Origin of the sequence: Peribacillus glennii (genome assembly GCF_003429105.1) — a bacterium.
GTDB classification, from domain to species: Bacteria; Bacillota; Bacilli; order Bacillales; family DSM-1321; genus Peribacillus; species Peribacillus glennii.
In genome coordinates, this window is the sequence record NZ_QVTD01000003.1 from 1,082,134 (window position 1) to 1,102,681 (window position 20,548).

The following is a 20,548-nucleotide window of genomic DNA, read 5'->3' on the forward strand; positions in this document are numbered from 1 at the left end:
ACCCTAAACAGGTTTTAGGCTGGCCGGACAGAAAACTTGGCAGCAAAATGCACCGCAAAACCTGTCCGCCAGCTACCTCATTTATGGAAATATCTTGTCAGTAAATCAACCGCGTCATTTAATACAACTGCCTTTCCATATTCCTGGAGACGAAAGAGGGTCAATGTCGATACAGAGCCATATTCTGCCGCCAGGGATATCACAGTATCATAGGCACTCTCCTTAACGCCCTCAATAAGAAAATAATAGTTGTCCTCAAACCGATAGAGGGAAGACCGGACAATACCGATGGCTTTCAATGAATAGCATAACTGGATGACATCCTCAAGGTCACAAAAGGAGTAGAGGATATGCGGATGTTCACCAACCAAGACATGTAAATCAAGAAATTCTTCTTCTTCATCATCCAATATGTCCTCTTCGGCTTTCGTTACGATAATGATCAAGCCTTGAGCCTGCAAAGCAAATATTTCTATCGCAATGGATCCGCTCATCTTAAAACTCAACTCTTCACAAGCCTCTTCGATCATTTCCTGAAAAAGCTTGTGAACCTTAAGCGAATTGCCATGAATGTCCTCTTTCGTCAATCCTCTGTCAATTAAATCATCGAAGGTTAAAAAAATCTTGATTTTATTGTTGGTTAATCGCTCAAGCTTCATAAAAAAATGCCCCCTGGATACCATCTTCATACATCTTATGAAGGCGGGTTTCAGGGGTGCATATCTTTGGAATGTGATAATTAACAATTTTCAAATAATCGAAGGCTGGGTTACATTCTAAATACGGCAGAGCTCTTATTTGGAAGAGGCCGGTTGTTTTTTCAAATGGAGGAGATGAGTTTCCGGCTCTGCACCGAGCCTTAAGGGGAGGCTTGTCGTGCCATATCCATTGCTGGTCAGGATTACCGTACCGCCCTGCTTCCGCATTCCTCCTAATTTATAAGGTCCTATACCCATAAACCTGATTTGGCCTCCATGTGTATGGCCGCTTAGTACGAGACTGATCTTGTTTTCTTTTTTTATCTGTTGCATGACGAGCGGATTATGGCTGACCAGGATTTTAAATGCCTGTCGTTCCGAATCCGCAAGCGCCAAATCGAGACGGTCCCGCTCCATTGCTATATCATCGATCCCAAGGAGTTCGATTTTCTCGCCCTGTTCCGATTCAAATGTAACCAGGCCATTATCCAGAATTTTGACGCCGTGCCTTAGAAGTGTAGCGTCAAGCATATGGTAATCCCCTTCATAATCATTATTGCCCCATACAAAATAAACGGGGCCGACTTTTTTTAGCTTTGCCAGGTTCTTTTCCACCCTTGTAAGCGGCACTCCCCCTTCTTTCAAATCTCCTCCGATGATGACTATATCCGTTCTTCCGTTTACGCGGTTGATAATTTCATCTGATATGACACGCCTGTGTATATCAGAAATAAAAAAAATGCTTAAAGTGCCGAATGTCGCAGGAAACTCTTCAAAGGCCAGGTCATTTTCAACTACCTTGTCCAAATAAGCCGTCTTGACCATAAAAAAAATCATGCCAATGAGCGAGACTGCTATAATTATATAAATCACTGCCATCTTGTTAACCTCGCATACCCTTACCGGGTTTTTCTACAGAGATAATACCATAAGCGCAAGCAAAAATAAAAAATATTGCTGAAAGGGCAGTATTCATCAGGGATAACAGATAAAAAGATATAGGTATGAAGCACGCCAGCATCCATTCCATTTTATTTGTATCAGAAAGATGCCAATTCAATAATAGTTCGACATTGCTTTTGATGAGGCCTGCAAAATTTAAAAAACCTGTGATAAAAGCGACCGTTGCCGCGAAAAACTTGATTGGATCGACAATGAGTACGGCAAAAAAACGGGATAACTCGAACGGATAGGTAACAGGCGCCCATATTATATATAAATAACCGCATAGAGTTCCAATGATCAATCTAGATATTTTTTGCAGCATAAAAAAACCTCCCATTTACCTTATGAGAGGGAACAACCTGACATTCTAACTTCATTTACATTTGGGTATCCCGATGCCCGAAGCCTTCAGTTCAGCAGAAAAAGCCGTTATTTGTTTTCGTGGTACAAATTAATGTCGTAATTGTTCTTCATCATTTCGAAAACTTTATGGCGGTTTTTCCACTGTGCCTCCTGTTTCCACAGATCCTTGCTTCTATCGATGATTTCACAGCGCAGCCCGTGAAACTCCGTCTCCGCTTTATCACGTTTTTGCTTTAGCATGATCATAAGGCCATATAAGCCAATCGTGGTGACAAGAAAAAAGAAATGATTGAAATTATCGACAAACGCACTGAACATGGCAAAAAAGGAAAAAGAATAAGGACGGGCGATATAAAAATACAAATAAAGCAGCAAAATCGCAGCCATGCCCATGGATGCCCAGATGCTTAGTTCGTGATTCCTTTTTGCTTTATCAAATTTCCTTTTCCTGACGATCACATTCTGCAGCATTTGTTTTGTTGCCTGATCTGTATGTTCGTCCAATAAAATGATAGCGGGTTCCAATTCCGTTCCTCCTCCTACGCCAACGTTCATTCAAAATAAATATATTTGCCTTTTTCCTTTTTTATGCCGCCAACCTTACCTGCCAAGAACCGCCCCTATCAAAAAAGCCCTCTGGCACCATACATATCCGTTTGCGCCAAAGGGACTATATTTATTTTTTTATCGGTATTTTTAAAGTCTCCCCTGCCTTGACTTCGGATCGGTCCAGGCGATTCCATTTTTTTATCAATGGTATGCCTTCATCTGAGTTATAGTATTTCAACGAAATGCTGGCTAGTGTCTCCTGCTCAAGTACAATATGGTGAATTATTTTGTAGCCATTTTCCTCTTCGGTTTCTAAAGATTGGCTGGCATCATTTCCCTGAGAATCTCCTCCAGAAGCGGAGATGCCGGCTTCTTCGGCCTCTCCGTTCAATTCTACCGTTTCAAATGGAGCTTCTTCCTGCACGCTTTTTAGGGACCCTTGCCCGTAGTGCATATAAAGGGTGTAAAAGGCAACCGGCATCAAAATAAAGAACATCGCAAGAAGCTTAAGCATCGGAAACTTGATTTTCCGCTTTTTCTTTTTCCTTTTTCTTCGCTGGAATTCACTTCTCGATGGCAATGGTTTTCTTTTTGCCTCCTGTTCCATATTTGCCCCAGGTGCCGTACCTTGGTGAGCATTTCTCAAATCCGGCTCCATTTCTCTTAACCTCTCTCTTTCAATGTTATCATCCTTTGTCATTTCCCCTTATTTTCACAATGATCCCAAGTATAAAATCAATCAGGAAATGGGCGAAGACCGTTACAAGTAAATTATCCGTCAGTTCAAAAATCAATCCGATAAAGAAACTTAACACAGTGATATTCAGGAATAAAAACCAATTGAACAAATATCGAAAATGAACGACAGCAAAAATCAAACTGGACCAAAACAGGCCCAGATGGGTTTGAATAACTCCCCTGAACAAGATTTCCTCACTAATCGCAACCGATAATGCGACTAAAAAAATCATCGGATACGAAAGGCTTTTAAAAATCCTCTCATTAACGCCCCCATCATCCTGGTAGCTTTCAGGCAAAAGCTTCATCGCCAAGAGATCGAATAAAATTACAATAGCAGCAGCAGAGCCGCCTATAAACAAAATATTCCAATACTGAAAACGGAATAACTTAAAAAACTGGGATTGATTATCGAATAAAAAGATCCCTAAAACGGCGGAAAGCATTAATAGTATGATATGGGTAAGAAATAAATTCATATGCAGCTCTTTGTCAGTAAGCTGTTTGATGATTTCGGCTTGTTTATTTTTCATGGCTGTCTTCTGCTTTTAGTAATATTTTCGCCAATTCCTGCTTCCAGCCTGTATATGAATCTGCGGCCTTCCCCGATTCCTTTACTTGCAGCTTTTCTGTAAAACCGCGACTGAGGCCGCAGTTTGTACAGCATTGTGTATTCCGGGGTGCTGGTTCCTCATCGAAATAACGCAATAGTCCGTTGCGCAGACACCCATTTGATCCCAGCCAACGAAAGAACAAATGCAATTTTTCTGTCTTGTACTCTCTCCGCTCGGCCACATAGCGCTTCATCGCATCCTTCAATTGCGTCCCGGTGTATTTTTGTATATTTAGCCGAATGAAGTGCTTGATAAACCGCCACTGGGTTTCATTCAATGAAAATTGCCGGATGATCGTCTCCTCGACAGCTTCAGGGACCTTCCCCAATATAACCGTTTCAAAATTCAAATAAGAAAAGATCCCCTCCAGCTGTACTTCTGTTGGGAGTTCCTGCTCAAAAAGATGGAGGGGAAGCCCCTCATCTCCTTCACTGTATAAAATAATTGCCACACTTTGCTTGCCATCCCTGCCAGCCCTTCCGATTTCCTGCACGTAGGCTTCCATGCCGGACGGCAGGTGAAAATGGACAACGAACCTGACGTCCTCCTTATTTACCCCCATTCCGAATGCGCTTGTCGAGCAGATGATCCGCAATTGCCCGTTTAAAAATTGGCGTTGTATGATTATTCTTTGTTCCTGCTCCATGCCTCCATGATAAAAGGCGACATTTTCAATGCCATGTTCCTTTAAGTATATAGCTGTATGTTCGGCCGCTTTTTTGCTTGAAAAATAGACAATCCCGGGTCCGTCAATTTCCCGCGCCAGTTCTAAAAGCCTATGCAATTTCCCCTCATGCCCTTGTAACGTTTCAACCGCTAAAGCAATATTGCCGCGGTCCACAGAGGAAGTAATCTGTCTAACATAATCCAGGCAAAGCTGTTTTTCAATATCTTCCCTTACTTCTTTTGTGGCCGTTGCGGTCAAAGCAAGCGTCAAAGGGTTGGAAAGTTTCTTGCGGACATGGCCGAGACTTAAATAGTCAGGCCGGAAATCATACCCCCATTGAGATATGCAATGCGCTTCATCAATCACGAACAGCCCGATATCAAGATCCTTCAGTGCGCGGATAACACTTTCACCTGCAAGCATTTCAGGAGATAAAAAAATGAATCTGTACTTTTTTATGTGTTGGAGGCTTGCTCTTTTCTGCCGTGGATCAAGAAAGGAATTAAGCGCGAGCACGCTCTTTTCCCCCATAAGCCTCAGTTGTTCCGCCTGGTCCTGCATCAGCGATAAAAGAGGGGAAACAATAACAACAGGTTTTTGCAGCAAATATGCCGTGAGCTGGTAACACAATGACTTGCCTGAACCGGTCGGCAGCATGCCGAGTGTATTGTGCCCATCAAGTAAGGAAGCAATGATCTCTTTTTGGCCTGGGCGAAAAGTGGTAAATCCGAAATGTTCATATAAAGATTCCTCCAGCATCAAGACATGTCACCTGCCCTTGTTAAAACAAGACGGATTTGAAAAAAGGAAACCTGCGGGTCGCTTATTTCGTTCTTGATAATCTTGAGCTGTTTGGTTTTTGCCCGCCTTACTGTTTCATGTATTTTATCGGCGACTTCCCCAGAGACAAACGGTCCAATAGAAAAACTTGGCATGGCAAGGGCTATTTCCACGATATGGTCTTCTATGGTGTTAGCTTTCAGCCCCCTCATGACAGCAATTTGTTTCGGCTCCTTTCCTTCCTTCAGCATTTTCATTGTAAGCCTTGCAGATTCTGTTAGCGGCTTGTCCGCACTCGGGGGATATTCCTTTATAATCGAAAAAAGGATGGGGAAATTTTCTTGTTTGTTTCTGATTTCTTTAAGAATGAAATGCAGTGTCCCCCAAAAAACAAAACGCACATACACCTCATCCGACCTTATTGATTCCGATATTTGGCCAAAGGTGCTCCCTATCCTGTGTACGCCTGTCAAACGCATGACAAATATATATCTTTCGATGTCACTTTTCTGTTCAAGGAGGGTGGACAGCTCCTCGAATAAAGAACGCCCTATAGCCCCCCTGCTCCCAGGGTATTCCTTGAAAAACCCTTTGACCCAATTCTGTATGCCTTCATCTCTTTGGATAGGATAGAAATGATATCGTTCGTGAATCATATGAGAAAGAGACTGGACCAGGAGCGACAGCCTTCCCCAAAAGGCGGAATCCAGGTTGTTGAAATTCCAGCTATCAAGGCTTGAAGGAATAGGCTGGTTCTTCAAATATGCGTCTAATGCGGCTTTTCCCTTGCCGGTAAGACGGTAGTGATGATCCCTTCCTAGTGGAAGAACCCATCCCTTTCGCAAAAAAGCTGTGACACAGTGATCCAAATAATCTCTACCGATAGCCGAGTAGGCGGCAAATAGCTTTCTCAGGCCGAAAAGATGGGCATCCTGGATAGTTTGGGAAGATTTCTTTCCCTTTAATAAATGGTAAATCGCAAAAATGCTCCGTTCACCATTGAATTTATCGAGGCAATTAAGGAAAATTGCCTCTAAAAAGGTCGATTTTAACACACTAATCACTGCCTTGAAATAAAATAATTTAATACTTCCATCATTCCTATTGTACCAGAACACACCAACATACTGGGTTATTTCAATCAGGACCTTCGTTAAATTGTTAAATTCTCTTATATTGTTATTCATGTGCAAAATACGGCAAACCCTGCATATCAAACGGATTATGACCACATTTCTATTGAAAAGTTTATGTATCAGTTTTACAATAGGTATGTGAATTGGAATTTTCATGTTTGGATTATAGGAAAATACTGTCGTATTGGGAGGGATTAATTCATGGCGAAGTATACAATCGTTGACAAAGACACTTGTATCGCATGCGGTGCCTGTGGTGCTGCTGCTCCGGACATCTATGATTATGACGATGAAGGGATCGCATTCGTAACGCTCGATGATAACGAAGGGATCGTAGAAATTCCGGACGTTCTCATAGATGACATGATGGATGCATTCGAAGGCTGTCCTACAGATTCCATTAAAGTTGCTGATGATCCGTTTGACGGGGACCCGCTAAAGTTCGAATAAACCCGAAAAGCCATCTCTTAGAGATGGTTTTTTCAATCGCAAAAAGGCCAGTCTATATACAGGGAGAATAGACTGGCCTTTATCTTATGCATTTTTATATAATGATTGTTTTTCGAGCCATGGCTGCAGCTTAACAAAGATCAGCATGAACGCGGCCGTAATCAAGAAGCCTTTAAGGATATTGAACGGCAGGATGGCAGTCGTGACAAACTGTCTTGCATCTGTTGCCGACATGGCAGCCCAGCCCATGAAAATCGTATACGCCGGCAGGAACACATAATAGTTTAGCACGCTCATCAGCGCTGCCATAGTAAGCGTTCCTGCAATAAGACCCAATGTCATGCCCTTTTTTCGAGTTCAACCTTTTATAGACAAAGTACGTTGGCAGGATGAACAGGACACCGGCCGCTAAATTTGCGATATGGCCAACCGGAACCCCGGTCAGGCTGCCGGTCATTACATAATCAAGCAAATTCTTAATCAGTTCGACTATTATTCCGGCTACCGGGCCGAATATTAAAGCAGCTATCAGTGCAGGTATGTCACTGAAATCAATCAGGAGGAATGTCGGGAATCCCGGAAGAGGGAAATTCAGCACCATCAAAACATAGGAAATGCTACCCAGCATTGCCAATGACACAAGTTTTCTTACTTTAGAGTTTTTCATAATAAATCTCTCTCCTTCTTTTTGTGTCTACCCCACGAAAAAGAGGAAAGGCCCCTAAAAGTTTGAATATCCGTCCATCAAAAAACCCAATAATTCATAGAATCATTGGGAGAAATAAGCGGTATATTCAAATAAACGTTCAATCCCTGCTTGTTTGAACGCCATCCGGAAACCTCCATCTTCTCCCATCCAGACTATACTGTCGGCTTTGGAATCTCACCAAATCCTGCCCCAAGAGGCTCGCGGGCTTAGAAGCAATTGCTTCATCACCGCCGGTGGGGAATTGCGCCCCGCCCCGAAGATAGACTATTAAATTATATTACACTTTCAAATTATAAACGATTTTTAATCATTTGGGTAGCAATTTACAAACTGAATTTCCTTTGATATATTACTGTGTCCGTTCGGGCAGTTCCTAAAGCTGATCATTGCTTTAAGGGCAAATGAACGAAAAAATTCAAACCAAAATGTTCTATAAGGAAACACCTGCGTCTATCAAGGAACATCCAGGCCTTGACCTAACAATGACACATTTGAGGCGCTTGCAATGTTGGTTATCAAATTGACAGTAAATAGCCACTCTTGTAAAATTAACAGAAATTTAAGAGAATATTTTTAGGCAGGTGTCTATTTGTGTATCGTATTCTAGTAGCTGATGCCATTAAACCTGAAGGTCTCGGACCTCTTTTGCAGGCATCCCATATCGAACTTGTTCAACAAAAAATAGAAGAAGCCGAGGAGAGCCTTCATGAATTCGATGCTCTTCTTGTAAGAAGCGCCACAAAAGTTACCGATGAATTAATCCAAAGAATGCCCAAATTAAAAATCATCGCCAGAGCCGGCGTTGGTGTCGATAATATTGACGTCCCCGCAGCCACGAAACGCGGTATTGTAGTCGTTAATGCTCCTGATGGAAACACCATTTCAACCGCTGAACATACCTTTGCCATGATGGCAGCCCTGGTCCGCCACATCCCCCAGGCACATTCTTCTGTTAAAAACGGGGAATGGAAACGCTCTTCCTTTACCGGAACGGAATTGAATGGCAAAACTCTTGGTATTGTCGGTTTTGGCCGCATTGGCGGGGAAATTGCAAAAAGGGCCAAAGTATTTGGAATGAATGTTTTAGTATTTGACCCTTTCCTGACTTCAGACAGGGCAAAGAAATTGAATGTAGCTGCCCTGCCGTTAAAAGAATTATTGCCGCTTGCAGACATCATTACCGTACATACTCCATTAACAGAGGAAACAAAGGGGTTGTTAAACGGTAAAAATCTTCGCTCATGCAAAAAAGGAGTCTACCTGCTAAACTGTGCACGGGGAGGAATCATCGATGAGAATGATCTGTATGAATTGCTTCTTGAAGGCCATATAGCAGGTGCAGCAATTGATGTATTTGTTGAAGAGCCGCCTTTGGGGAATAAACTATTGGAGCTCGATTCCGTGACCGTCACCCCTCATTTGGGGGCTTCGACTAAGGAAGCGCAGCTTAATGTCGCTACACAGGTAGCACAGGAAGTCCTGTTATTCCTTAATGGGAATCCAGTCGCCAACTCCATTAATCTTCCGGCCATTTCAAAAGAGCAATTCGAAAGGGTGCAGCCATTCTATCAATTGGTCCAGCAAATGGGGTCAATTGGTTCCCAATGCATGAAGGAAGGAATCCGTGAGATTTCGGTTACCTATGCGGGCGAAGCATTAAACTTCGATACAAGCATTCTAACGAAAAGCCTGATATCCGGTTTCTTCAAAACACGGCTTGATATCCCTGTCAACGAAGTGAATGCTCTGCTTGTTGCAAAAGAGCGCGGAGTTACTATAGGAGAAAAAGTTTCATCAGATACGTATGGCTATTCAAATTGCATCACCATAACCGTCAAAGGCGATAACACGCAGCTGGACATCCGTGGAACCCATGTAGAGAATTATGGTTCAAGGATTGTCAGCCTGAATGGATTTAACATCGAATTCCTCCCTGAAGGGAATTTCCTTTATATCCAGCACACTGACCAGCCTGGTGTCATCGGGAATGTCGGGAAAATACTTGGCAACCATAATGTAAACATCGCAACTATGCAGGTAGGCCGTAAACAGGCAGGCGGGGAAGCCATCATGGTCCTTTCCTTTGACAAACCTTTAAGTGATGAAATGTTTGAAAAGCTCAACAATCTTGAGGATATTTTTTTCATGTATAGAATGTCTTTATAACGAACAAACAAAAAGGCTGTCCGATTTAGATCAGCACAGCCTTTTTTTACATCCGGGAAAGATAAGCATTTTTTTGGGAAACCACCCTTCCTCTGAGCAAAAAACTTGAGCATCCCTTTGTTACTTAACCTTCAAAGCCCCGCCCGGCCAGATGGTGTCATTCTTCAATCGATTTAACTTCTTAAGGGAATTGACGTTCGTTGAATGTACCTTTGCTATTCTGTAAAGGGACTCACCCTTCTGGACGATATGTATGTGTCCTCTATACCCGGGCAACGGAATTCCTTTAGCTGGCGAAGCCTGTTCAGAAACTTGCCTGGAAACGGCAACTGATTCCTGCGTATTGTAGGTCGAGACGGGAGATGCTTTAGCGGTTTTGTCAAATGCCAGCATGGGATTCATTGCATTCCTTTTATCCGCTGTCCATTCCCGTTTATGCAATTCAAAGTGTAAGTGCACGCCCCGTGATCTCCCAGTATTGCCCATTTTTCCGATAACTTCGCCTTGTTTTACCTCGTGTCCTTCTTTGACCAGGCGCTTATTCAAATGGGCATATATCGTTTCAAACCCATTGCTGTGCTTTACGAAGACCACGTTTCCATAACTGCTTGAATAATAGGATTTGGTGACAGTACCCGCGTCCGAAGCTACAATATCTGTATTTAATGAAGCTGCGATATCTATTCCTTTATGGTTGCCTTCTCTCGTGCCAAAGCGGTCTGTTATGATTCCATCTGCAGGCCATAGCCAATTTTCTTTAGGGGATGTGCCAGCAGCCGAAGCATGTCCCGTTTTGCCTCCCATAAACAAAAGTCCGATACAAACAGCCAAAATAACTACAATCAAAAAACGTTTCGCATAATCAACCATTCCATTGCCTCCTAGCCATTTTTACCGCCATAATGGCAAAGTCTCTAAAAATCATATGCTGGCAACTGGAAACACATTCCTGCTGCTATATCCCATGTTCTTTATTATTGATGGGCTTTAAAATAATATGCATAATCTTTTTTTTAATGAAACCGAGAAGATTTGTCACTGAAAAATCCGCCTGATTACCCAGGCGGATTGCGAAAGAACACTTAATTCAGTTGATTCTGTTAGGAGCGACAAGGACAGGTAATGGTTTCTTCAAATTATACGGGCCAATCGTCCCGACCTTTGCGTTTTCGAATTCAACATGCCCGTATCCGAAATTTTTTGCCGTAAAAAGTATCGCTTCCAATGCCCTTAAATATTCTTCATTATCTTTAAGCTCAGTCGCGCCGCTAAGTTCAATCACCACATTACTGCCTTCCTTTTCCACGCTCTCCCAGGCGAAACCTGCCGGTATGGAAGGAAGAATTGTAGGGTCTTCTGTCCCGTTTTTCATTGCCTCCAGAGCCTGGTCAATAGACTGATAAGAAGTATTTGATGGAACCAGCAGTTTTGGTGAAGAATCATCTAACCGATAGATCAGGTATGCTTTATTGTCAGTTTGATTAATTGTGAGTTCCTTTAAGGGTCCCATATGGGAAAACTCCACACCTGGCTTGCCATTAGCAGAAAAGGTCAACTTTTCGACACCATGATATTTAAAGGTTTCCTGCAGGACGGAGAAGAATAACATGTCTTCAAGCAACAGTTCACTTCCTTTTGGAATATCGATGTTAATCGCTCGGCCGTCACTTCCGGCAGTCATTTTTACATCGAGAGGGAAATATTCTGTCAATCCCAGACTTTCTTCATCCAAAACGGACATAGCTTTCTGCAATCGGCCTACCGATCCGCCCGGGATTTCTTCTTCCGCAATGTAGGTAACAGGGACAACATAATTCGCCTGTTTATCAGGAACACCGACCGTAATAACGGACGGGGATTTGACGTCGGAAGCAACTACAGAGTATGCACTCAATATGACGGATTTCTTGCCATTGACCTCTGCTTTCGATTCCTCCTGGGAATGTCCTTTATTCACCTGCAGGTTATTTAATTCGGAAGTCTCCTTTTGAGTGTCGGTCATCCCTTTCTCTTCACCTTCAGGGGAGGCAGTGCTTCCAGAAGGATCTTGTTCATCCACCGATGCAGCCTTTTCGCTTTGTGAATCATTGTCCGCCGCTTTTTGCTCCATGTTTTCTCCCTTGGTTGCCATTTCTTTCTGGCCTGTTATATATGTGGAAGCAAGCACTGCAAGCAAGAAAAGGGCCGAAACAGCTGCTAAGAAAGGCACCCAATTTCTCCGGCGTTCCTTTCCTTCCCTTAATCCAATCCTTTGATAAATATCCCCTGGATTACGTTTATCTTTAATATCCGGCAGGTTTCGCAATAATTCTTCGATGTCTCCATCATTCCATCGGGACCTTTTCAATGGGCGGATCCTCCTTTCCAGCTTGTTCCTCCATAACTTTTTTAATAAGCTTTAAAGCACGGTGCTGTGTTGTTTTCACTTTACTTTCTGTCCAGCCAAGCACCTTGGCCGTTTCTGCAATCGAAAGAGACTGAATATATCGCAGTATGGTTACTGACCTTTGGTCTACAGTACAATGGTCAAGAGCGTTATAAACCAAGCGGATATTTTCATTTTGTAAAGCAACTTCCTCAGGGAGGGGACAAGTGTCGCGTACGTTTTGCCGGTCCCAGTCAAAGCTTTCAACAAGTCTCTGCTTCCAGCTTTTTTGCTTTCTGAAATGGTCGATCGCCACGTTTCGGGCGATGGAAAAAAGCCAGGTTTTCTCACTGCTTTTTCCTTCAAAACGGTGATATGATTTCAAAACTCTGATATAGACCTCTTGAACCAGATCTTCAGCAGTTTCCCTGTTTTTAACGAGATAAAAAAGAAATTGATATAGGTGATGATGATATTTTTCATAGATTTCCTGAAAAACGGAGTCCATTCTTCCCCTCCCCCGTCATACTTATAGTCGTAATGTTCATGAAAAAAGTTACATTTTAACTATAGACTCTTTCCATAATAAAAGGAAGGGCAATAAAGCCCTTCCCTGTTAATGTTTCGGGTGAAACAAGAAAATCCGCCAAACTTTTTTCTTCTTATTCAATTTCTATCATTTTTCGAGGCAGGTTAAAAGTAAATGTCGTACCTTTTCCTTCCAGGCTGTTTACCGCTATATACCCATCATGGGCTTCAATGATATTCTTAGCGATCGCAAGGCCTAGTCCAGTGCCTGATCGGCCCCTGGTCCTTGCTTTGTCCGCTTTATAAAACCTTTCAAATACAAAAGCCAGGTCCTCCTGGGGAATGCCTGATCCACAGTCTTTTACATCGATCATGAGGCCGTACCGTTCTTCAGCCCGCTGGATTACTTCTACGGTTCCACCTTCAGGACTATGGCGAATGGCATTGTCGATGAGGTTGGTCAGGACCTGTTCCACACGATCCGGGTCAAATTCCCATACAATGCCTGGCTCCTCCATTTTTGCTACGATCTTAATATTTTTCTCCTTAGCGAGGCCATGAAATTTACTGGCAATCCTTTTTAGATACGGATGTACCTTCACCCTGTCATAATTAAGGGTGATATGGCCCGCCTCCATTCTGCCCAAGTCCAACAGATCATTGACAAGGCGCCCCATTCGCAATGATTCATCATATATCACGCGCGCCATCTCTTTCTTCTCTTCCTCGCTCTCCGCAATATCATCGATGATCGCTTCGCTGTAACCCTGCAGCATGGATATTGGTGTCCTTAATTCATGGGAGACATTCGCGATAAAGTCTTTGCGCAGCTTATCGAGCTTCCGTTCCTCCGTCATATCGCGAATCACCGCAACTGCCCCCCGTATTGTTTCAATGCCATATAACGGACTGACAATAAGGACCCAATCACGTCCCTGAAGCGTAATCCCGCCTATTTGCTCGCGTCCCAGCATTTCCGTCTGGTCAAATAGGTTCATTAGCACGGATGGTACTGTATTGGCATTTTCCCGGTTGAATCCTTTTTCATAATGCCAGCTTTGGAGAAATCGTTCTGCCGGAGGGTTGGTCTCAAGGATGGTCCCATCTTTATTAAAGGTAATCACCCCGTCAGCCATGCTGCTAAGAATGCTAGAAAGGTGTTCCTTTTCCTGGCTTAACGCGTTGATATTGAATTTCAGCTGTTTACCCATTTGATTAAATGCAGTAGCCAGCTCACCGATCTCATCCTGGGTCAGGATGGGCACCTTCGTATCAAATTTACCTCTTGCTACCTCAAATGCAGCTTGCCGCATTTTTCTCAGCGGTGCTGTTATCCGCGTGGATAGGAAAAATGCAAAAATCGTGGTCAAAATGATTGCGACACCTGCGGCCAGCAATACAAACTTTGTCGTTGACCGGGTCGTTTCCTGCATTTCTTTAAGAGATTGATACAAAAAAACTTGATCAATCTTCCCCTTTAATTCCAAAGGAACCCCAACCACGATTGCCGTTGTTTTTCTGTTTCCTTCGCCTTCTATTGGCAAAGGCATCTCTTTTTTGATTGTTTCTTCCCCGGAAAATACTTTGGCCAGGTCCCTATCTCCCTTTAAAAACCCGGGAGTCACGCCGGTATCTTTCTCATCGGTTGAAAAGATGATTGTGTCCCCTTCAAATACAAGCATTTTTGTTTCATCGCCAATCATCTTTGACGCAATTTGGAGAGCCTGTTTAGTATCAGGATTCGAATGCACAATTTCGGCAATCCTCTTCGCGTTTTTTGTCAATTCATTTTCCACTTCATCAATCTGGAAGTTTTCAAAGAACTCCAATAACAACACCGTGAGAATGATCAATACGAATGAAACCAGCAGCAAAATTGTGATCCAAAGTTTACCGACTACACTGCGCCAGAACATCAGTCATTAATCACTTCGAATTTATATCCCACACCCCATACAGTAACGATCATTTTTGCAGCATTTTCGGAAATGCGATTCAATTTTTCGCGCAGGCGTTTCACGTGGGTGTCTACAGTCCGAAGGTCTCCAAAGAATTCATAATGCCATACTTCCTTCAATAATTGCTCACGGTCAAAAACCTTGTCCGGCGATTTTGCCAGAAAATATAATAGTTCATATTCCTTTGGCGTCAAAGATACTTCATGGCCGTCAGCAGTGACCCTATGGGCATCATTGTCGATTGTTAAGTGAGGAAAGACGATAACATCCTTTGTCGTTGTGTCAGTTTGGATGTAGCTAGTTTTAGATGAACGGCGAAGCAGGGCCTTGACTCTCAGCACTACTTCACGCGGGCTGAATGGCTTCACAATGTAATCATCCGTCCCGACTTCGAAGCCCTGGACACGGTTAATTTCTTCACTCTTTGCCGTAAGCATGATTACGGGAGTGGCTTTCTTTTCCCTTAGTTCTCGGCAAACTTCAATGCCATCCTTGCCAGGCATCATGAGGTCAAGCAGGATTAGATCATAATCCTTATCAAACGCTTTCATCAAAGCGATATTACCGTTCTCCGCTTCTTCAATGATGTATTCCTCCCTCTCAAGGTACATCCTTAACAGGCGGCGGATTCTTTCTTCATCATCCACGACTAAAATTCTCGTTCCGGTTTCCATGGCCTGACTTCATCCCCTTTAGTTTAATTACAAAGAAACCCTGGCTGCCTGCAAGCCTTTATGCATATGAATGCAGTCCTGCAATGACAAGGTTTACAGCTATTAAGTTGAACATGATTATAACAAAACCGATCATGGCAAGCCACGCCGACTTCTCCCCATGCCAGCCGCGTGACATGCGCAGATGAAGAAAAGCTGCATAGAATAACCATGTAATAAGAGCCCAAACCTCTTTTGGATCCCATCCCCAAAAACGGGTCCAGGCCATCTGGGCCCAAATCATTGCAAAAATCAACGCACCAAGCGTGAAAATCGGAAAACCGATCAATACGGAACGGTAGCCGATCTCATCGACCAGATCAAGATTAACATTCTTTACAAGCGGCTGCAGCTTGGCAGATATCCGTTTACGAAGGATCAGCCTGATTATGCCATAAAGGACGATTCCTCCAAAGAAAGACCATATAACAGTGTTCAATTTCTTGGCATTTATGATCGCAGGAACCTTCACTAACGGTTCAATGCGATCTTGTGTCAACAATTTGCCTTCATGCGGCCCTATCAAAGCCGGGATACTATATGTGATTTTTGCCTCTGTTTCATTCTTGTCGATATAAGTAAAATCAGCTTTATAATCCATCATTGAGAATATGGTAGCGACCAGGACAAAACCAAGGGTCGTCACCAAAGCAAACATCGTGGCTTCAAGCCAGAAGGTACTTTTACTGGATCTTGACTGGTCGACTGATTTCAATAAGTAAATTAACCCGGCCGCAAAGCTGATTGCAAGGATTGCCTCCCCTGCCGCGGCAGTCGTTACGTGGATATGAAGCCAGTCACTCTGCAGTGCAGGAATTAAAGGGGAAATCTCCCTTGGGAACATGCTGGCATACGCGATAACCAATACGGCTACAGGGAGCGTAAATACGCCAAGGACCGGTGTTTTGTAAATAAAGTAGATAATGATAAAAGCACCGACAAGCATCATGCCGAAGAATGTCGTAAATTCAAATAAATTGCTGACCGGGGCATGGCCGCTTGCAGCCCATCTTGCAATAAAATAGCCCAGTTGTGAGATGAATCCCGCCAAGGTAACCCAGATGGCAATGAATGCCCACCTATTTTGCCCTTTCTCTGCCTGCGCCCTTTTATCCTTTATCGAACCTGCAAAGAAAAAGGTAGCAACCAAATATAATACGAATGCGATATATAAAAGATTACTGCTTAGTTGAGCCACTATTTATCTTCCCCTTTTTTGAAGACTTCCCTTCCTGAAGCTGGTCGGCCGGTTCTATAAGACTAGTATTCTTGATAATCCGGTTAATGTCCCGCTTCAAGCCATGCCAGTTTTTGTTCGTATGGGCAGCCATCCAGATTTCCCCGTCCTTCTTTTGGATCCAAATACGGCGGTGGTTCCAATAGGCACCCTGGATGACTCCTACCATGAAGATTATACCGCCTGCGAAAAGAATCCAAAGCGTTAAATCTTTTCGAATCGTTAAAGCTGAAACATTTTTTGTCTCGATTCCCGCGAATGCCAGCTTATAGTCATTTTCTCCCAGAGGCTCCAGCGTCTGTTTAATGGCGACAAAGCTTACTTCACCCTTGGGCGTGTCAGGTGTAAACATTTTAAAGATGAATGCCGGGTTATTTGGAATCTTCGATTTCGTGCTCGGCTCGCCATTCTCATCAAACTCAAAATCAGGAAAATAGCTCATCAATTCAACGGAATAGCCTTTTTCCAAATCATATTCTGGCTTTGGATCGTATAAATCCACAGTGATTAATCCGAATGTTTCACCGGATTCCTTATTGGTGAGATGAAATTTCATTTTGTTCAGCTCGTCCAGCTTGTAATCGACCTGATAAGCAGCATAATGGTCATATTTTAGCGGCTGGTTTACTTTTATCTTATGGTCTTTAATTTTTGTAAGTTCCGGTTCTTCCCCGGGTATCGCCTTGCCGTCACGTTTATACAAAGTAACATTAGACTGGTAGTTTTTTGCTATCATACCGTTTTTTTCAATCGCTGCAGAAAAGTTCTCATGTTCTTTGTCTTGTTCGTATACCTCAAGTATGAACTTTTCACTGGAGAGGTAATACTGCCCCTTCGTTCCAGGAATTTCCTTCGTTTCCCCTTCTCGGATCCAAAGCAATTCATCGACATACATTCCGGGAACGAAACGCAGCATGGCTCCAATCAGGAATACGATCAAACCGATATGGTTGACATAAGGCCCCCATCTGGAAAAACGCCCCTTTTCCGCGAGGATGTTACCGTTTTCCAACCGTACCTTATATCGGTGTTCCGATAGGTGTTTTGCAATCTGCTCTAATTCTATTTCGCTGTGATCAGGTTTTGTAATCCCAAAGATCCGCTGCCGCTTTAAAAAGCCCTCATGCCTGGACACCGTTTGCTTTTTTAAAGAACGGTATAATGGAAAAAACCGGTCAATGCTCGCAATCAGGATGGACATGCCGATTGAGGCAATCAAAATCAAATACCACCATGAGCTGTACAGGTTATGAAAACCAAGATGGTAATACAATTTTCCAAACCAGCCGTATTCCTCTTGATAGTACTGGTCCGCTGTTACAGTCGGGGGTATGTAAAATTCCTGCGGCAATATCGTACCGACTGCAGAAGCAACGAGCGTAATGACAATCAGCCAAACGCCGACCTTAACCGAAGAAAAGAAATTCCATATCTTGTCTATTATCGTTTTATTGTAGACTTGCGAACGTCTGGCACTTCCTTCATAGCGCATGTCCACAAGCTTCGTTCCTGATTGTGACTCATCCAGTATCCTGCCGCATGCTTCACATAGGATAGTCCCATGCGGATTGACATGCCCGCATTCGCATTTCACATCAGCCATGTAAAAAACTCCCCCGCTAGTTAGGTTTTATCCTCTCCATATGATTCTTAATAATCTCTTCCGTCAATTCTCCTTTCACCGTATCGACAATCTTTCCATCCTTATCAATTAGGAATGTAAACGGAAGGGGATCGATATCATAAGCGGTCTGGACCTGTGAATCCTTGTCTATCAGCACCGGAAAAGATAATTTATGCCTATCTACAAAATTTTGGACAGAATAATTGGATTCGCCAACATTTACAGCCAGGATTTGGACACCTTTATCTTTGTAGGCTTTATATTGATTATCCATGTATGGCATTTCCCGCTCGCAAGGCTTGCACCAGGTTCCCCAGAAGTTTAAGAAAACTCCCTGTCCCTTGTAATCCGAAAGCTTATGCTTATTGCCCTCAAGGTCTGTCAGTACAAAGTCCGGAGCCTCGGAGCCTTTTTTGGCTGCGCTATTATTGTCTTTATTGAAGTTGGCATATAATGTATAAACCAAAGCTCCCACCAATAGGAAGAGGATGACTGTTCTTACAAACAAGCGTTGCTTTTTCTTCTCCATATTAACTCCCCTAGCCTCTAGTAATGTTCGTCCCTCCATTATATCATTTAACAATATGAACACATGATTTTCATTTTTGAAGGTTATGTGACAATGTTCTAAGTTCTTCGAAAAGTAAGGAACACTACCTCAACGTATTGGTTCAAAAACGGTTTTCGCCCGTAACAGCCAGTGCCCGCAGCTGTTTCACTTCATGAGGGGTCAATTCCCTGGATTCACCGGCAGAAAGCCCGTGCAATGTCAGGAAACCATATTTCTCCCGCTTTAGTTTCAATACAGGATGGCCGATGGCATCAAACATCCTTCTTACCTGCCGGTTCTTTCCTTCATGAATGGTGATTTCGACAATTGCCGATTGTTTTTTCTTGTCAATGGACAGTACCTTTGTCTTGGCAGGTGCCGTCTTGCCATCCTCCAGGGTTATTCCCCTTTCAAGCTTGCGCAAATTCTCGCGCAGCGGAAGCCCCTTTACCTTTGCCACATAGACTTTATCGACTTCATGCTTTGGGTGCATCAATGCATTTGCAAATTCGCCGTCATTTGTCAGAAGCAGCAATCCTGATGTATCATAGTCCAGGCGGCCGACCGGATATATCCGTTCTGTTACTTCAGGAAAGAAATCTGTAACAACCTTCCTGTTCTTATCATCCGTAACCGCAGAAATCACCCCTCGCGGCTTATAAAACAAAAAGTAAACCGGGACTTCCTTTGTAAGCGGCACTTCATTTACCTCAATTTTATCGTTGGGGCCCACCTTTGTACCAAGCTCTTTAACGATTTTTCCATTTACCTTTACTTTTCCTTCAATAATCATTTCTTCCGCTTTCCGTCTGGAAGTCAGCCCTGAATGGGCGATAACCTTTTGTAAACGCTCCATCTATTTCACCTCATATGTACCTGGATTTCACTCGTGCTCGAGTATGACATAATCATACAATTATTGCACATTAATAAGAAAAGCGGAAGCGCCCTGGTGAAGAACGTTGACTAAAGGCTCCCACGTCCTCGAAAAGCTGGGCTTTCCTTCTCGAGATGTAACGCTCACGAAGCTTTCCTCGTACTGTACTACTCCGCCGATATCTTCATTATTTACATCACCACATGATAATTTACATAGTGGTTCAGAGCGCCTTACTTGCTTTCATTAAAGAGTGTACCATACGCTTATTTCTCTCACCAAAATTTCATATTTTTTGACGAATCCAATTATCGTCCGAAAACAAAACAAAAAGGCACCGCCTGGCTGCCTTTTTGTTTCGGTTCATTTCGTTCCAAATACTAGTGTTACGACTATGATGGCCGCGATGATCCCCACCAGGTCAGCGAGCAGGCCAACCTTGACTGCATCCCCCATCTTTTTAATCCCAACGGCGCCAAAATAAACAGTCAAGACATAAAAGGTAGTGTCTGTACTTCCTTGAATCGTCGCTGCCAGCCTGCCAATAAAAGAATCGGGGCCATGAAACGAAATTAAATCGCTTGTCATCCCGAGCGCCGCAGTCCCCGATATGGGCCTGATAATCGCAAGAGGCAATATTTCAGCGGGAATATGAAGCATCTGCAAAAGCGGTTTTAAAAACTGGACTATGAAATCAAGCGCCCCTGACGCGCGGAAAACCGATATCGCCACAAGCATCCCAACTAAAAAAGGTATGATCGAAAATGACATTGTGATCCCTTCTTTCCCGCCTTCAACAAAAGCCTCATATGTAGGGATTTTTTTGGCTGTTCCGTAAATCAGGATAAAACAGATTAATATAGGAATCATCCAAACCGAAA

Annotated in this window: 20 protein-coding genes, 1 pseudogene and 1 riboswitch; of the genes and pseudogenes, 2 read left to right on the forward strand and 19 right to left on the reverse strand. The window is 43.2% G+C overall.

Annotated features, from left to right (window positions below; translation table 11 throughout):
• Positions 1-77 precede the first annotated feature (77 nt).
• From D0466_RS06710 to D0466_RS06745, 8 genes are all read right to left on the reverse strand, one after another.
• Entirely contained in the window at positions 78-659 is a 582-nt protein-coding gene (locus D0466_RS06710; protein WP_117321739.1) for a genetic competence negative regulator, read from the reverse strand.
• 135 nt (positions 660-794) lie between these two features.
• Positions 795-1,577, reverse strand: a complete 783-nt coding sequence (locus D0466_RS06715; protein WP_117321740.1) for a metallophosphoesterase — start codon at positions 1,575-1,577, stop codon at positions 795-797.
• Between the two features lie 4 nt (positions 1,578-1,581).
• Positions 1,582-1,965, reverse strand: a complete 384-nt coding sequence (locus D0466_RS06720; RefSeq protein WP_117321741.1) for a hypothetical protein — start codon at positions 1,963-1,965, stop codon at positions 1,582-1,584.
• 107 nt (positions 1,966-2,072) lie between these two features.
• Positions 2,073-2,561, reverse strand: coding sequence for a YpbF family protein (locus D0466_RS06725; RefSeq protein WP_233522558.1), 489 nt, complete (start codon positions 2,559-2,561; stop codon positions 2,073-2,075).
• A 121-nt stretch (positions 2,562-2,682) separates the two neighbouring features.
• Entirely contained in the window at positions 2,683-3,255 is a 573-nt protein-coding gene (locus tag D0466_RS06730; RefSeq protein WP_117321743.1) for a LysM peptidoglycan-binding domain-containing protein, read from the reverse strand.
• Positions 3,242-3,826 carry a CPBP family intramembrane glutamic endopeptidase gene (locus D0466_RS06735; RefSeq protein WP_117321744.1) on the reverse strand — a complete coding sequence of 195 codons (585 nt, stop codon included), beginning with the start codon at positions 3,824-3,826 and terminating at the stop codon, positions 3,242-3,244. Before D0466_RS06735 ends, D0466_RS06730 begins: the two co-directional genes overlap by 14 nt.
• Positions 3,816-5,333, reverse strand: coding sequence for a RecQ family ATP-dependent DNA helicase (locus D0466_RS06740; RefSeq protein WP_117321745.1), 1,518 nt, complete (start codon positions 5,331-5,333; stop codon positions 3,816-3,818). The genes D0466_RS06735 and D0466_RS06740 overlap by 11 nt, the downstream gene beginning before the upstream one ends.
• Positions 5,333-6,541: a helix-turn-helix domain-containing protein gene (locus D0466_RS06745; RefSeq protein ID WP_158555858.1), complete on the reverse strand. Its 1,209-nt coding sequence runs from the start codon at positions 6,539-6,541 to the stop codon at positions 5,333-5,335. Before D0466_RS06745 ends, D0466_RS06740 begins: the two co-directional genes overlap by 1 nt.
• A 150-nt stretch (positions 6,542-6,691) precedes the next feature.
• Between D0466_RS06745 and D0466_RS06750 the strand changes: the two genes are divergently transcribed.
• Positions 6,692-6,940: a ferredoxin gene (locus D0466_RS06750; RefSeq protein ID WP_101632244.1), complete on the forward strand. Its 249-nt coding sequence runs from the start codon at positions 6,692-6,694 to the stop codon at positions 6,938-6,940.
• A gap of 84 nt (positions 6,941-7,024) precedes the next feature.
• Here D0466_RS06750 and D0466_RS06755 read toward each other — a convergent pair.
• A pseudogene (locus D0466_RS06755) lies at positions 7,025-7,607 on the reverse strand (ECF transporter S component).
• A 173-nt stretch (positions 7,608-7,780) separates the two neighbouring features.
• A riboswitch (FMN riboswitch) is annotated at positions 7,781-7,914 on the reverse strand.
• A 326-nt stretch (positions 7,915-8,240) separates the two neighbouring features.
• On the opposite strand from D0466_RS06755, the gene serA reads away from it, so the two are divergent.
• Complete coding sequence (serA, locus tag D0466_RS06760) at positions 8,241-9,815, forward strand: phosphoglycerate dehydrogenase (RefSeq protein WP_117321747.1); 1,575 nt, start codon at positions 8,241-8,243, stop codon at positions 9,813-9,815.
• A gap of 120 nt (positions 9,816-9,935) precedes the next feature.
• On the opposite strand, the gene D0466_RS06765 is transcribed toward serA, so the two are convergent.
• The 10 genes from D0466_RS06765 to D0466_RS06810 form a co-directional block, all read right to left on the reverse strand.
• Complete coding sequence (locus tag D0466_RS06765; RefSeq protein WP_117321748.1) at positions 9,936-10,685, reverse strand: peptidoglycan DD-metalloendopeptidase family protein; 750 nt, start codon at positions 10,683-10,685, stop codon at positions 9,936-9,938.
• Between the two features lie 217 nt (positions 10,686-10,902).
• Positions 10,903-12,162, reverse strand: a complete 1,260-nt coding sequence (locus D0466_RS06770; RefSeq protein WP_117321749.1) for a GerMN domain-containing protein — start codon at positions 12,160-12,162, stop codon at positions 10,903-10,905.
• Complete coding sequence (gene sigX / locus D0466_RS06775; protein WP_117321750.1) at positions 12,140-12,688, reverse strand: RNA polymerase sigma factor SigX; 549 nt, start codon at positions 12,686-12,688, stop codon at positions 12,140-12,142. The genes D0466_RS06770 and sigX overlap by 23 nt, the downstream gene beginning before the upstream one ends.
• 154 nt (positions 12,689-12,842) lie before the next feature.
• Positions 12,843-14,627: an ATP-binding protein gene (locus D0466_RS06780; RefSeq protein WP_117321751.1), complete on the reverse strand. Its 1,785-nt coding sequence runs from the start codon at positions 14,625-14,627 to the stop codon at positions 12,843-12,845.
• The gene (locus tag D0466_RS06785) at positions 14,624-15,340 is read right to left on the reverse strand and encodes a response regulator transcription factor (protein WP_117321752.1); all 717 of its coding nucleotides are present in this window, start codon (positions 15,338-15,340) and stop codon (positions 14,624-14,626) included. Before D0466_RS06785 ends, D0466_RS06780 begins: the two co-directional genes overlap by 4 nt.
• Positions 15,341-15,398: 58 nt before the next feature.
• Positions 15,399-16,577, reverse strand: a complete 1,179-nt coding sequence (gene ccsB, locus D0466_RS06790) for a c-type cytochrome biogenesis protein CcsB (RefSeq protein WP_117321753.1) — start codon at positions 16,575-16,577, stop codon at positions 15,399-15,401.
• Positions 16,558-18,219, reverse strand: a complete 1,662-nt coding sequence (gene resB / locus D0466_RS06795) for a cytochrome c biogenesis protein ResB (protein WP_117321754.1) — start codon at positions 18,217-18,219, stop codon at positions 16,558-16,560. Before resB ends, ccsB begins: the two co-directional genes overlap by 20 nt.
• A gap of 16 nt (positions 18,220-18,235) precedes the next feature.
• Complete coding sequence (gene resA, locus D0466_RS06800; protein WP_117321755.1) at positions 18,236-18,769, reverse strand: thiol-disulfide oxidoreductase ResA; 534 nt, start codon at positions 18,767-18,769, stop codon at positions 18,236-18,238.
• Positions 18,770-18,911: 142 nt separating this feature from the next.
• Complete coding sequence (locus D0466_RS06805) at positions 18,912-19,646, reverse strand: pseudouridine synthase (RefSeq protein WP_117321756.1); 735 nt, start codon at positions 19,644-19,646, stop codon at positions 18,912-18,914.
• A gap of 384 nt (positions 19,647-20,030) precedes the next feature.
• Positions 20,031-20,537, reverse strand: a complete 507-nt coding sequence (locus D0466_RS06810) for a spore maturation protein (protein WP_407675608.1) — start codon at positions 20,535-20,537, stop codon at positions 20,031-20,033.
• Positions 20,538-20,548 lie beyond the last annotated feature (11 nt).

Coding starts and splice junctions, on each gene's coding strand:
- D0466_RS06725 (WP_233522558.1), bottom strand. CDS start 2,561: ATGAACGTTGGCGTAGGAGGAGGAACGGAATTGGAACCCGCTATCATT.
- D0466_RS06765 (WP_117321748.1), bottom strand. CDS start 10,685: ATGGTTGATTATGCGAAACGTTTTTTGATTGTAGTTATTTTGGCTGTT.
- D0466_RS06710 (WP_117321739.1), bottom strand. CDS start 659: ATGAAGCTTGAGCGATTAACCAACAATAAAATCAAGATTTTTTTAACC.
- D0466_RS06745 (WP_158555858.1), bottom strand. CDS start 6,541: ATGAATAACAATATAAGAGAATTTAACAATTTAACGAAGGTCCTGATT.
- resA (WP_117321755.1), bottom strand. CDS start 18,769: ATGGAGAAGAAAAAGCAACGCTTGTTTGTAAGAACAGTCATCCTCTTC.
- sigX (WP_117321750.1), bottom strand. CDS start 12,688: ATGGACTCCGTTTTTCAGGAAATCTATGAAAAATATCATCATCACCTA.
- D0466_RS06750 (WP_101632244.1), top strand. CDS start 6,692: ATGGCGAAGTATACAATCGTTGACAAAGACACTTGTATCGCATGCGGT.
- D0466_RS06785 (WP_117321752.1), bottom strand. CDS start 15,340: ATGGAAACCGGAACGAGAATTTTAGTCGTGGATGATGAAGAAAGAATC.
- D0466_RS06715 (WP_117321740.1), bottom strand. CDS start 1,577: ATGGCAGTGATTTATATAATTATAGCAGTCTCGCTCATTGGCATGATT.
- D0466_RS06730 (WP_117321743.1), bottom strand. CDS start 3,255: ATGACAAAGGATGATAACATTGAAAGAGAGAGGTTAAGAGAAATGGAG.
- D0466_RS06805 (WP_117321756.1), bottom strand. CDS start 19,646: ATGGAGCGTTTACAAAAGGTTATCGCCCATTCAGGGCTGACTTCCAGA.
- D0466_RS06735 (WP_117321744.1), bottom strand. CDS start 3,826: ATGAAAAATAAACAAGCCGAAATCATCAAACAGCTTACTGACAAAGAG.
- D0466_RS06740 (WP_117321745.1), bottom strand. CDS start 5,333: ATGCTGGAGGAATCTTTATATGAACATTTCGGATTTACCACTTTTCGC.
- D0466_RS06810 (WP_407675608.1), bottom strand. CDS start 20,537: ATGATTCCTATATTAATCTGTTTTATCCTGATTTACGGAACAGCCAAA.
- D0466_RS06720 (WP_117321741.1), bottom strand. CDS start 1,965: ATGCTGCAAAAAATATCTAGATTGATCATTGGAACTCTATGCGGTTAT.
- resB (WP_117321754.1), bottom strand. CDS start 18,219: ATGGCTGATGTGAAATGCGAATGCGGGCATGTCAATCCGCATGGGACT.